10 protein-coding genes are annotated in these 13,942 nt (G+C 39.3%); 8 read left to right on the top strand and 2 right to left on the bottom strand.

What is annotated here, in order from left to right; genetic code table 11:
* Positions 1–402: 402 nt before the first annotated feature.
* Positions 403–858 carry a response regulator gene (locus tag V4596_13220; protein ID MES2770099.1) on the bottom strand — a complete coding sequence of 152 codons (456 nt, stop codon included), beginning with the start codon at positions 856–858 and terminating at the stop codon, positions 403–405.
* A gap of 356 nt (positions 859–1,214) precedes the next feature.
* Between V4596_13220 and V4596_13225 the strand changes: the two genes are divergently transcribed.
* The 7 genes from V4596_13225 (at position 1,215) to V4596_13255 (ending at position 10,110) form a co-directional block, all read left to right on the top strand.
* On the top strand, positions 1,215–2,108 hold the full coding sequence (locus V4596_13225; GenBank protein ID MES2770100.1) for a hypothetical protein: 894 nt from the start codon (positions 1,215–1,217) through the stop codon (positions 2,106–2,108).
* Positions 2,109–2,386: 278 nt separating this feature from the next.
* Positions 2,387–3,964: a VWA domain-containing protein gene (locus tag V4596_13230; protein ID MES2770101.1), complete on the top strand. Its 1,578-nt coding sequence runs from the start codon at positions 2,387–2,389 to the stop codon at positions 3,962–3,964.
* A 51-nt stretch (positions 3,965–4,015) separates the two neighbouring features.
* Positions 4,016–5,485 carry a hypothetical protein gene (locus V4596_13235; protein ID MES2770102.1) on the top strand — a complete coding sequence of 490 codons (1,470 nt, stop codon included), beginning with the start codon at positions 4,016–4,018 and terminating at the stop codon, positions 5,483–5,485.
* Positions 5,486–5,608: 123 nt separating this feature from the next.
* Positions 5,609–6,343, top strand: a complete 735-nt coding sequence (locus V4596_13240) for a hypothetical protein (protein ID MES2770103.1) — start codon at positions 5,609–5,611, stop codon at positions 6,341–6,343.
* Positions 6,344–6,504: 161 nt separating this feature from the next.
* On the top strand, positions 6,505–7,176 hold the full coding sequence (locus V4596_13245) for a hypothetical protein (GenBank protein ID MES2770104.1): 672 nt from the start codon (positions 6,505–6,507) through the stop codon (positions 7,174–7,176).
* A gap of 64 nt (positions 7,177–7,240) precedes the next feature.
* Positions 7,241–9,163 carry an RDD family protein gene (locus tag V4596_13250; protein ID MES2770105.1) on the top strand — a complete coding sequence of 641 codons (1,923 nt, stop codon included), beginning with the start codon at positions 7,241–7,243 and terminating at the stop codon, positions 9,161–9,163.
* Positions 9,160–10,110, top strand: coding sequence for a rhomboid family intramembrane serine protease (locus V4596_13255; protein MES2770106.1), 951 nt, complete (start codon positions 9,160–9,162; stop codon positions 10,108–10,110). The genes V4596_13250 and V4596_13255 overlap by 4 nt, the downstream gene beginning before the upstream one ends.
* On the opposite strand, the gene pruA is transcribed toward V4596_13255, so the two are convergent.
* The gene (pruA, locus tag V4596_13260) at positions 10,067–13,030 is read right to left on the bottom strand and encodes an L-glutamate gamma-semialdehyde dehydrogenase (protein ID MES2770107.1); all 2,964 of its coding nucleotides are present in this window, start codon (positions 13,028–13,030) and stop codon (positions 10,067–10,069) included. The genes V4596_13255 and pruA overlap by 44 nt on opposite strands.
* 204 nt (positions 13,031–13,234) lie before the next feature.
* On the opposite strand from pruA, the gene V4596_13265 reads away from it, so the two are divergent.
* A partial coding sequence (locus tag V4596_13265) for a hypothetical protein (protein ID MES2770108.1) occupies positions 13,235–13,942 on the top strand: 708 nt, incomplete at its 3' end.

Genomic DNA, 13,942 nt, shown 5'->3' on the forward strand with positions numbered 1-13,942 from the left:
AGCGACAGATTGTTTAAGTGATATTTCTAGATCGATATCTGATAAGTGTTTATAGGTCATGTGTTTCTCCTTTGAATAACGAAGAACATAACATATGTTTTTAGAATTCAATTTTTAACGATTTTAAAAATAGAAAATACAATTAGTAAAATGGATTTATGCATTCTTATTCGTCTCTCATTATAACGGCTGAATAAAAATATAAAAACTAAAGGAAAGAAAAAATAAATTCAACTCAAGCCTCCTAATCAATCAAGAAACTCGTCAAGAAATTTGTAAATAAATTCAAAAATATTTTTAAATAACGCAATTGCAACACATAAAGGTGCAGGGCACTTTTTGGGTTTTGACGCAATGACAGTGCGAAAAACTAGGGGGTACCTTTTGTAGTGCAAGCTGGGACTATGGGGTGCAAGAAAAAGTTTTGGAGTGCTTCGGAACTTCCATATCGATGTAGTGGCGGACCGATGTAATGAATTTTTTTGCGTTTGTGGGCTTTTGAATGCAGCCAATGGCTTTGCTTTCGGGTACAGACTTCAGTGAAGTGAGGAATACAACTGGAACATTTTTACTAACGTAAGGTTGATTTTTTTCCAGCTGAATTAGAAATTCAATTCCATCCATACCATCCATTTGCATATCTAACAGAATGAGATCGGGACTACTAATGTGTGATAAAAGTGTTAGTGCTTCAGCTCCACTTTCTGCTGTGAGAACCTCGTAGTGTTCTAATTCCAGCAAAGTTTTATGAAATTCAAGAATAGACCTGCAATCATCAATCAAAACTATAGACTGCTTGCGCAGATTAGGACTTGGCGAAAAAAATGGTCTGAGTGGCAATGCGGATAAATTTTCCATGTGATACCTGCTTCAATTATAACCCCTAAGTGACCAATCATATTGGATATAGGCATAACATGCCTCGCATGCATCAATGTCCAATGAATTGATATAGCGTTAAGATCATAATCCATCAAATCATCGGCGCAGCATCTGTCACAATTTTTGTTTAAATTTACCGTTAGAAAATGTGTTTATTACAGTCTTAGCTTGATGGATTTCTTTTTGAAGAAAATAAAAATGTATTAAAATGAGATTCCCTAATTTTAGAAAGTGTAGATGGTGATGACAGCTGTAAAGCGAATCGCAGCCTTCTAAAGCCTATTGTAGTTAGCTTGGCCCCTAGATTGCTTTATATGTTAGTGGGGGAATGTTTGAAAAATAAATTGATATATACATTTTTAGCTCTGCTATTTTTAGTTTTAAACTCTGCCTGTTCAGAGATTAAGCTTCAGTCTCCTGAGCCCGCTGTTAAAAATGTGAGAATTAAGGTAGCTAGCTACTGTCCAGAAGATGGACGCAGTCTTGTGAATGTTTTCTCTTTAAATCTTTCAAGTCAAACTGCTGCGGATAGAATTCTTTTAGATACGGATAGAGATGGCTTGGCTGATACCTTCGAGCAAACTGTATCAATACGAGATGAATACAATCTCTCTTATATATCTGCGGATGCGAATGGTGATGGTTACACAGATTTATTCAGTTATCAAATCGGTTATGATGTTGAAAACCAGCAAGCGTTAGCGGTTTGTGATGAACCAGATCTTGATACGGATAGAGATCTTCTCAAAGATTGCGAGGAAGCCATCGTGGGAACAGACTTCAGAGATCCAGATACAGATAAAGATGGAATTCCTGATGGTATTGAATTTCGATACAACTTGAACGCACTGGATGTTTTGGATTCAGGCCTTGATCACGATGGTGATGGAATGAACAATCTAGAAGAAGTTATGGCGAACAGCTTGATCTTTACCGATCATCGTACTCAGATATTAAAACACAAAGTGAATTACAGTGTTCAAGCTTTTCTCAATGAAGAGAACAAGCAGTGTTACGAGGTTCTCGTGAGTGATATTCCTCTCGTAGATGTGTCGAATGGAAATAAAATTCAATTGTATTTCTTAGAAACGGAAAACGTTCAAGGACAAGAACAAGTTTCATATTTAAGAGACGTTACGGTAATTTCGTCTCGAGGTTTCAGCTCAGGTCATTTGATTCAAGTTCCAGATGTACAAAATCAAACCATCATCGAAGAATTGAATTGATCTCTTTTGTCAGATCGTAAGATTCAATTTCAAATCAACCCAATTCATTAAATAAATCAGCATAACGAAATCCATTTAAGTTCTCTGTGTTCCAAAATGAGATTTCTAATTTTAGATCTAATTTTAATCCTAACTTTCCAAAATGTAGATAGTGACGACAGCTGTCCAACAATCTACGTCCTGTTAAATCCTATTGCAACTGACCAGGCATAAGCCTTGCTCTATAGAGGGTACGGGGATTTAACGCTTTAGGAATATGTAGACAAGGGGAATGGGCGATGAGAAACACAATTAAAATTCCAGCTAAAATTTCAGCATTAGTTGTAGCATTGTTGCTTCAAGTTGCATGTAGCGACATCAAATTATCTCCTCACCAAGCTGTAAACTACAGTACGAGTGCTTCGGGTATCAACTTCTGTACGACTCCTGCCAACACAATCAAATCTAATCTTAAGTTTATTTTCATCGTTGATAGATCTGGTTCTAATCAATTGAGATATGACACAACAAATCCTTCTATTACTTTTCCAGGCACGGATCCTACGGGTTCAAGAAGATTTGATGCGCTATTAAGATTCGTAGAAGGCTTCCAAAACGACGAATACATTCACTGGTCCATGATCAACTTCAATAGTGAGGCCAACGTTGCGCGTAGATTCACAAATGATAAAGATGCTTTCTACGATTTCGTTACCGATCAAAGAGACAGAACGGCTCAAATTGACTCAGGTTCTACAAACTATTTATCAGCTCTTGAGCATTTACAAAACATGATCGAACAAGATATCGCAGCTGCAAAAGAAGAGGAAGAGATCATCAGTTCTAATTATGTAGTGTTCTTCATCTCTGATGGTGAACCGATTGTTCAACAAGTTCTTCAAGACGCGGAAGAGATCTTGGGTCGTATCGAAACTGTAACTTCGTTTGAAGAAGAAGAAAAAGTATTCGTCGAAGGCATTCAAATCAATACGGCCTACTATTATGAAGATCCAGTTTCTGTAGGAGCAAGAGACCTATTGAACAATATGTCAATGACAGGTAACGGAGACTTCTTGGAGTTCGCTTCGGGCCAAGAAATCGACTTCTCAAGATTTGCAATACCAATTAGAATTTCAAGATTTGCCTTAAAAGAAATTTGGATCACAAATCCGAATACAATCTGGGAAGGCAATAGGCTGACGGCAGATTCTGATGCCGATGGTTTGTCGGACCTTAAAGAAGGAACATTGGGTTCAGACCGTATGGCTTATGATTCCGATGGTAACGGTGTTGGTGATGGTGTCGAATATAGAATTTCAGGCGATATCAGGCCTTGTTTGGGTGTCAATTGCTCTAGAGCAGGTGCTGATCCATTCACAACTTGTAGATCGTTAGCTACAGCTACTAACGTTTATCCTGATACAGATAAAGACTTCTTAAATGATTGTGAAGAAAAGCTTTTGGGTTCTGATAGAAGAGATCCAGACTCAAATCGTGACTACGTTCCAGATTGGATTGCGTTTGTAAATCAAATCCAATTGATTCAAGGAACTAGCGATCTTTTTACCGATCCGGATCAGGATGCTTTAACGAACTATCAAGAATTAAAGAGAAACTCACCACTCAGAGTTCATAACAGTCTGGTGGCAAACTTAGAATCACTTTCTTACTCAGGAAAAATGATTTCTACAGACCAAGTTCAAGATTGTTTCACTTACAGCATTCAAAAAATGCCAGTTCATTCGAACAACGACAAGGTCAGAGTGTTCTTGTTTGAGAATACAAAAAGTATCGATGAAAAAATAGTATTTAGAGTTGCGGAAAAACAAATTACTCCTTATGGGAACGTGAGCATACAAGAAGGGGAATTTAGATAAGAGTAAAGTGAGTTTCGAAGGGGAGACTCAAACGAGATTTTAGGGGGGAATATGAAATCTCAAAAAATATCAAAGCTATTATTCTGTCTAGCGCTGAGCTCGTTGCACTTGTTGTTATTAAGTGCTTGCGGAGAAGGTGCAAAGACATTGTCTAATGCCTCGGGCCTGGGTGCAGAAGACATCGACGATGGAATTGTGAACCAAGCGGCAAAGATCAATTGTGATCTTTATTTAAATGCCAACACCACTCCTTATAGAAAGCTCAGCACCATCAGCGGAGCAGACACGTTCACGGAAAATGCTAAAGAAACAAATTCAGTAAGATTTGATTGTAGCGGCACCCAAGATGAAGATTTAGTGGAGAGCTTACAATTTGCAATCGACACAGATTACCAACCTTCTGCTCCAAATTTCGTAGCAGTTGCTAGTGAAAGCTTTAGCTTGGACAATCTTCGAGTGGGCCGCCACCCTATGGCTCTTAAGGTTACAGACTCTCAAGGCAAAGAAAGAGTTAAGACTTTTACAACGGTAGTAGAATGTTTAGATGCTGAAACTCCCGTATTGAATACAGCGGGCGTTTCCATCACGGCAGGAAGTAAATTGAACTACTTTACTTACGCAATCAACCCAGCGTCAGTGTCTGGCGGTGAAGATTTCCAATTTGCATGGGACTTCAATGGTGATTACGTTATCGATCCCGTGAGCCTTGATAATCCAAACGAGATTTGGACTTCGAGTTCATCACTGAGTGATATTTATTCAATCTTTGTCACAGAAGGTGCTGAGAGCAGACAAATTTCTTTGAGAGTAAAAAACAATTGTGAAAAAGAAAGTTCTTATACGATTGAAGCGCAATTCCCAAGCTTCAACATCGCAAGAACGCCAGTGGCTTTGGCTGTAGAAAGAGGATACTTTTACTTACAAGCGGATGTTTCAGCAGTAAGTGCAGCTACTAATGATATTGAAGATCAAAGAAAAAATGGTGATGTGTTGATTACTCAGTATCCAGAAGATACAGATTTAAGAAGAATCGAGTGTGATTACAAGAAGACAACTTTAGCGGGTAATGCTGTGTTTTCAATGAAAGCCAACAACTACTACAAAGAAGGTTCTGAATTTTTACACGGATTAGAAATTCAAGTTCGTGATATTCAAGACAATGGCGGTTCGGCTCTTCAGTCCATCGCTAACGCGAATTTAGCAGTTGCAAAATATAGAGCCTCAGCGGCGGACGATGGTATCGTCAGTGAACTCTATGACAAAAATTCACAATGTTCGGTGGTGATTAGAATTAGACGTGATGTTCCGGTAGCTCCATGTGCAGCTGGCCAAACGTCGCAAGCACAAATTAATGCTCCAGCCGTAATTATCCTTGGAGAATATTCTTGTCCAAATTTGAGAGATTCAAATACGAATGAATCTGTGAAATTAGACAATGGTAAGTTCTTCTGTCAAGTTGCTCCGATCGACCAATGTGTAGGCGGCGGCGGCGGTGGTGGGACTCCTCCACCTGAGCAGTAAGCTCGGGCAAAGTCAGGAGCAGTAAGCTGCTCAGGCAATGATTCTCTAAAGTTTAGTTTGACCAGAGCTCTCGCTCTGGTCACAATTTGAGGAGTACGTTGAAATTCTCAGGGGGGAGATCAAATGAAAAAGATGTCCATTATATTTATAATCTTAGCAGCTGTTACGATTATATCGTTTCAGAACTGTTCAAAGCCTGTGAGTTTTTCGAGTTCTTCTTTAGTAGGTACGGAAGGAGATTCTGAAAATCCAGATATTCCGACTCCAGATGATATTATTCCAACTTGTGCGAATTCAACTTTGAAAACAAAAATCATCGATATTTCATACAGCTCAATCAATGACTGTAAATGGAGTAATTCTAGTTTGGGCAATTTAGGAAAAGTGAACGGTAAAATGCAAGCTCGTCATGAAGAATCCATCGATCTTGCAATTCCAGCTGGAGCAACTCTTTGTGATATGGAGTTGGATTTTCCAGAACAACCTTTCACATACGATGACCATGTGATCTTAACTCTAAATAATAGAATCGTCATGAACACGGGCAGTGATATGCACAAATACCTTACTCAAGACGGATCAGGATACATCTATGACTGGTCAAAGCTTGTGGGAAAAACTCAAGATGTGGGCGGAACGCATCTCTACTGCAATGGTGGATCGACTTGTAGTGTTCCAAATACAGAGCAAAATGGACAAATTCTTGTAGATATTCCCAAGAATACGATTCAACAAATTGTTACAATGGCACCACAATCAGTGAACCAAATTAAAATGATCACGACGGGTGATGATGATATTGGAGACTGTAACCACAGCGCGATTTCGTTCCAAGTAAGAGCGACCTACGTCGAGTAGGCTGCTGGAAATTAGTCTAGTATTTTCAATCGGTTATCCGCCATAGCTAACCGAAAACTTTATGTACAGGTGTCACATTTTTGGACCCTCAACTCGAAATAAATTCATCTAGGACGGCACAAACTTCGCAGTATTAGTTAGTAAATAAGAGTGGGGAGCCTATGAACAAAAATAACGGTACTACAGATCAGTCTAGCCAAAAAACTGAAAAGAATGTAAACAAAGTTATAAGACTTAAAACGCCAGGTACTAGGAGAGTACAGATGAAGCTAGAACTCAATGAGAAGAAGGCAGCCTTAACCGCATCCATTTTGTCGGTTGTTGCTCTTGCCACGTTCTTCAATCAGAAGATTGTGTCTCATTTTGATTCATCTAAGAGTTCAAGAACAATTGCCTCTATGAACGAACAAGCGGAATTTGAATTCCAATGGCAAAAAGATTTGGCTCTAAAACTTTCTGAAAAATCAAATCGTAAAGTGGCAAGCTACGGCGAGCAACCTTCGAAGCTTGACCAAATCCGTTTTGGAATACTCGAAGGAAAATACGCCTTTAGCTTTGATAACGAAAGAATTTCTGAAATCAAATTTCAAGAAACAGATTCCGCAGATCGCCCAAAGTACATTCCAAATGTAGAAAACTTTTTGATCGAAAATAAAGACGTTTTAGTTCCAAATGTGTCTCTGGTTAAAACAATTGAGTCAAAAGCTCAAGGTGAAGACAACGAGCAGACTTTAGAGCTCTTTGATGCTTCCAACAAAACCCTAGGCCGTGTGACTTATATTTCTGACAAATCCGGAAGACTCCGCTCAATGAAATTCCCAGCAATACAATAGTCTAGCTGGATCGACCGTTCATTTTTAGACTCAAAACCTATTGGATTTTTGCCGAAAAAGTAGGATGAAGAATTCCTATTTGACTCGTAGATTTGAAGAATCCTTTAAGAAAAATATCGAAGATCTGCCCTTGGCTTACGTGTGGGACAGGCTAGCAGCCTTTGTGGTGGACCTTATTATTGTGAGCTTTGTGGCGAACATCTTTTTGTCGCCCTTCAAAAAGAAAGTCCAAGCGGCAATTCTAAATGAGCACGATGGTGTGATCAATCTTTACGTATGCTGCATCATCTTGGGCGCTTCAGCGATATTTATTTTGTATCACACAGTTAGCATTTTCTTGTTCAAGAAAACCCTTGGTAAAAAAATATTCAATCTTGAGATAGCTCCGATTGTCCACGGGCAGCCATTTACAATTATGAATTCTTTGGTGAGAGCAATCTCGCTTTATTTTTCTATTCTACTTTTCTTTTTCCCACTTCTCGAAGTTTTCTCAAATCGCTTACGTCGTCCGATGCACGATCGTCTTGCAGATTCTTATGTGAAGGGGATTGCAAAAGTGGGACAATCTCCATCGATTGTTGAAAGACTATGGGTGAGATTAATATATGTGATTGTTGTGGCTAACCTTGGTGTTGTTGCGGCTGCGCAATTTTTCTTTTTCAGACAAGACATTGAGAATTTAAGCGAGTTTGTGACTCAGCCAGAATATCTTTGTGATGCTGTAACGGAGGCTAAGGAAGACTGGCCAAAGACAGATAAAGTCTCAAGACTTGATATTGCGCTCACGCTTTATGGTACGGACAATGTGAGTGAGGAGTGCCTTGAAAAAGAGGCTCAAAGAGCAATCAGTTATGGTGAAGAGTTAGATAAGGCTTATTTAGCGAAAGCTTTTGTTTACGAACATGATACAAAATTCTCAGACAAATATCTTAAAAAGGTTTGCGAATTGGATTCCAAAGGTGATGCGTGTTTACTCACAAATATCATTACAGCGTGGTCAGAGAAAGATTGGAAGAGTGCTGATATTATCTTAGAGAGCCAGAAATTTAAAAGCCCGTTTATGAAAGTGTGGGCAATTAAACATTACGACAAAACTCAAAAGTATGACCAGTTGCTGGCTTTGATGGATTCACTGTGGCCCAATAAATCTCTCAATGATTTTATAGGAAAATATAAAACTCTTACGCTATGGAAAGTCGATAAGACTGCTGAGTCTAAAGAATTGTTCCAAAGCACTTATGGATACTTACCGGAATCTAAAAAGACTTCGTTTTTGTCTGACGTGTGTAATCTAGAAATAGAGAGAGGCTGTTCTACGGAAGAATTTAATGGTTGTAAGCTTCTTGTAAATAAAATGAAAACTGAGTCCAGTGAGTACATTCAAGAAGAAACTCTCCTCACTTACATCAAGACGAATAAGTGTGGAATGATAAATGTAGATGATATTATCTCAGAATTTAAAATCGTAATTGACGATCCGAGGATTCAAATGTACTTGGCTGCAGTGAAAGCTCAAAATATGGGTAAAAACACCGTAGCTGAACAAATCTACAAAAATATTCTTAAAGGTTCTTCAGCTTCATCTTTTTTGAGCTATGAAGTGAGATCAAATCTTATCGAAACCGCAGCTGGAGATAAGGATCTTACAGAGCAAATGCACTGGTGGTTAACAACAGACGCCGCCGGATCTTATCATCAGCAGTTGGGTGTAAAATTTTTAAAGGCACTGTCGGAAAAGAAAAAGTGGGAAATGGCAGAGCCAGTTGCCCAAAAACTTTTAAGTTCAAGCTTTAAATCAAAAGAGCAAAGCGAGCTCATGGCTGTAGCGTTCTATAATTTAAAGAAATATTCAGTGGCTAAGAAAATCATCCAGTCCTTAGAAAATGCTATGAAGAAAAATGATCAGTACAGAGCTATCGCGTCCCAAGGTGATTTTGAAGAAGTGAGAAAAGAATTATTAAATTTATCCAATGAAGAGGCTAAATGATTCTTCCATTTTTTCATGGTATTCCAACGTTTCGGTCTCTGATAACATGGTGTTTGTTATTTACGAATGTCGTTTTTTATTTTTCCTATTCAGAAGAGCAGAACAAACACGAAGAGGCCATGAATAAAATTTATAAAGATGATTTTTATATTCAAGGACAAGGAAATGTATTTGCACAAATCATTGATAGTTACCCTCAAGAGTCTAGCGACCTATTGAATTCAATTGCTTACAAGGCTAGAATTGGAAATTCAGAGAGTCAATTGACCTTAGGGCAATTGGCATTTAGAAGTTCATTCTTTAAAAAATATTCTTTAAAGCAAGAATTCGTAGGGGATGAAATCCAGTATGATTATTGGAAAGAAACCTATGAAAAAATGATGAGAGATCAAAAAGAAGATCCGTCTTACATTATGGGTCTTACAAAAACCCATTCTTCAATCTTTAGTCAGATTTCTTATCAATTTGCACACGGTGGAATTTTACATTTGGCTTCAAATCTTTGGTTCCTTTTGATTTTTGGAAGTTTTATCGAAAGACTGTGGGGATCACTCTATTTCTTAGGTTTTTATTTGTTCTCAGGAATTATGGCTGCACAGGTATTCACATTGCTCTCTGGTGCATCCGAAGCACCACTCATTGGTGCGAGTGGTTCCATCAGTGGGCTGATGGGGCTTGTGCTCGTCTTATTCTGGAATAAAAAAATCAATTGCTTCTATTGGGTATTACCAAAAATTGGCTACCATGGATTTAAAAAATTTCCAGCGTGGGTGGTGTTGATTGTTTGGATCTCCTCCGACATCGCAGGATATTTGGGAACCATGGAAGAATTTGGAGGTGTGGCACACGCGGCCCACCTCGGAGGATTTGGTTTTGGAGCATTGATCGGAGTCGTCCTAAGACTTATTCAGTCGGAGCGAAACCTCTTCGCATCGTATTCTCAGTAACTACACGTGGTTCCATGAATTGCTTTAAATAATCCGGACCCCCAGTCTTACTGCCAACACCAGTCATTTTGAATCCACCAAAGGGATGTCTTTCCACCATCGCACCTGTGATGGTTCTATTGATGTAGAGGTTACCCACTTCGAATTCATTTTTAATTTTCTCGATATTTGCAGGACTTCTTGAGAACAAGCCGCCGGTCAATCCATACTCTGTGTCGTTTGCAATTTTTAATGCATCGTCAATGTCTTTGGCTTTGATTACGGCAAGAACTGGCCCAAAGATTTCATTTTGTGCTAAGCTACTCTTAGGATCGACATCTGCAAAAATTGTCGGTGGCACGAAGTAGCCTTCACTCGGCACTTTAGATTGGAAAATCATTTTAGAAGATTTTTTTGCGTCTTCAATAGTTCTTAGAATTCTTTCGTATGCTTCTTTGTCAATGACAGGGCCTACAAAACATTGTGGATCTTCCGGCGGAAGAACTTTAATGCTCCCCGCAGCCTCTACTAATCTTCCTAAAAATCTTTCGTAGACATCTTCGAGAACAATCACCCGACTCAGAGCCGAACATTTTTGTCCTTGGAATCCAAATGCCGAATAAATTGCGGCGCTCACAGCTTCATCAAGATCTGCATCGGAATCTATAATCATTGCATTTTTTCCGCCCATTTCAATAATGCATTTCTTAATTCCCTTTTGACCCGGAAGAACTACGGATGATTTTTTCAAAATATCCAAGCCCACTGCTTTTGAACCCGTGAATGCAATGATTTCCACTTTTGGATGAGCCGTTAAGAATGGCCCGATCTCTTCACCCACTCCGGGTAAGAAACTCACCACATCTTTTGGAAATCCTGCTTCAACGATCATCTCCATTAACTTTGCAGCGATCAGTGAACTCTGCTCCGCGGGTTTCATGACAACTGTATTTCCAGTTACAAGGCCAGCAGCTACCATTCCAGATAAGATCGCAAGAGGGAAGTTCCAAGGAGCAATCACGAGGCAAACGCCGCGCGGTTGGTAGTGATAGAGGCTAAGCTCTCCTGCGACATGGCCTGCGCGCGATGGCTTTGCCAATTCTCGCATATGGCGAGCATAGTATCTGCAAAAATCGATAGCTTCAGTGATATCGCCGTCAGCTTCGATCCAAGGCTTTCCCGTTTCAAGAACTTCGATAGCGTTCAATTCAAATCTACGTTTAAGCATAATGTTTGCTAATTTATCTACAAGGTCGGCTCTAGTGGCGATCGGAGTCTTTGACCAAGCAGGGTAAGCATTGTGCGCTGTCGTTAATGCAAGTTCAGCTTGTTCCTGAGTAGCGGCGTAGAATTGCGCCAGCGTATCGCTAGGATGGGCAGGGTTGATACTAGTGATGGTGTTTGAAGTTTTAATTTCTTTCCCGTTAATAACGATCGGATAAGTTTTTACTTTAGAATTATTAGAAGAATTACTAGACGCAGCTTTAACCTTCTTAATTTCTGCAAGCATTTGATCGCGATTATTTTTTGCAGTGAAGTCTAAAAGTGGTTCGTTGTAAAAACCATCTTTTGTGCGCACTGATGGCGTCGTTTCTAAGTTTTCATGAGGAGAAGATAGCAATGCCTCTGTGGAAACATTGTCTGCAAATTTTGATTTTAAGAAGGATTCATTAGAAGTATTTTCTAATAATCTTCGTACGAGATAAGCCATTCCTGGGATGAGTTCTCCTACCGGAGCGTATTCACGCACACGATAACCCATGCGCACTAGAGATTTTTTAATCGGCTCAGCCATTCCGTAAAGCATTTGAATTTCAAAAGCATTTTTAGGAAGATTGAATTTTTGTGCCATCACGATAGCTGCAGCCACAGATCTTACGTTGTGTGAGCCAAATGCTGCTTTGATGTAGCTGTGGTTTTTTAAAAGTGTTTCTGTGCAGTTTTCATAGTTAGCATCAGATTCTTTTTTATTTGTGTAAACTGGGATTGGCCAATGTCTTTGATCCGAAATGATTGTTTCGAAATCCCAGTAAGCACCTTTTACAAGCCTCACGGTGAAAGGAACACCACGCTTCTTTGCAAACTCACAAAGCATTTTTATATCGTCATGAGAATCTCTCAAGTAAGCTTGAATCACAATTCCCCAGTGAGGATAGTTTTTATATTCAGCCTTCATGAGCATTCTCTTGAAAACATCGAGAGTTAAATCTTTAAGATCATAATTTTCCATGTCCAAATTGATAAACACATTGTTCTTTATTGCAGTTTGGAAAATAGGATCAAGTCTCTCACAAAGAATCTGTGCTGACTCTTCCCAGGCTTGAGTTTTGATTTGTGAGTAAAGTGAGCTGAGTTTTACAGAAACATTTACTTTTGGAATGGCTCCCCACTGATCAGAATCAAGCTGTGGTTCCGGCGCCCAATTCAGGGTGTCTTTTGCCAGCCATTCGATCAAATCCAAATATCTTTTTTGGTATTCTTGAGCTTCTTTTTCCGAAAGTGTTGCTTCGCCCAAGATATCCGCAGTGAAACCTAATTTTTGTTTTCTAGCTTTTTTCAAAACGGTGAGAGCCTCTTCTGGGTTCTCACCAGTGATGAACATCTTTGCCATTTCGGTAACGTTCTTTTTGATAGCGCCGGATAATAATCCTGGAGCTAGAGATCCTAAGCCTAGACCAAATCCAAAAATTTTTGGAAGATCGCCATTTTCATCAGAAAAGTATTCTTTCAGATGCTTTGTCACTTCAGAGCTTGAGTTCAAGTAGGGAAGTACATCCACGAAGCGAAACATTTTTATTTTAAAATCTTGGTTCTTCATCGACCAGTCCATGATTCTTCCGTACCACCAGTCCTTGTTAAAAATACTTTGGCTTTCGTCTTCCATGGCTTGGAAAATGTTCTTTCCAGTTTCGATAATTTCTTTGTTGATTTCATTTAGCATAGGTCACCTATAATCCGCGTCATTTTTAGTCATTATTAAAATGTAAATTTAGGTCTGGATATTACCTGTCTAGCCCCGTCAATCAACTCTCTTTTGGGGTGACCAACGCACTGTTCAATACCTAGGACTAGAGTTAGTGCCGGATTTTTAGGATAAAGCTATGAGTTTATTGACCTTTTTTGCAGTGGCCCTGAAAATCTATAGATGACTCAATCAACTATAGATTTTCTACTCAATAACAACGTAACAATCATCCAAGTCGTCTTTGGGATCATCTTTCTACTGGTGGTTTTTGTAATCCTTAGATCTTTCAAAGAAGACAAAACTCAAGCCACAGCTCCTGCACCTACGACATCAAAGTCTCGCAGAGAAGAATTCCAAGCCGAAAAAATTGCTGAAGAGAAGAAAGCTTCAAGCGAAGTTCCGCCGAATTTTCCAAAAGAAGAGAGTCCGTTGGATGATATCGATAATCTGGATGATCTTATGGGCGCAGATGCGACTCAAAGCCAAATCGATCAAACACTTTCTACGGCGGCGACACCTTCAGCCGCTATGCCACAATCGGCTCCTGCGGCAGCGCAGAATGGTGAGCTTGCCATGGCATTGAGTGAAAAAGAAAAAGTAATCTCAGATCTAAAAAATGAAATCAATGCTCTTAAAGAAAAACCGCAACCACAAGGTGATACGGCTGGCCTTGAGGCAAAAGTCAAAGAACTTTCTGAAAAATTATCAGAATATGAAATCATTGAAGATGATATCGCAAACTTATCTTTCTATAAAAGTGAAAATGCTAAACTCAAAAATGAATTAGAAAAACTAAAAGGCGCAACGGGCGCAGCTGTGGATGCGGCACTAACGGCAGAAGCCAATCCTCCAGCTAAGCCGATCCCTCCTACAATTACAGAACCAGTG

This window comes from Bdellovibrionota bacterium, assembly GCA_040386775.1.
In the GTDB taxonomy this organism is placed as follows: Bacteria; Bdellovibrionota; Bdellovibrionia; order Bdellovibrionales; family JAEYZS01; genus JAEYZS01.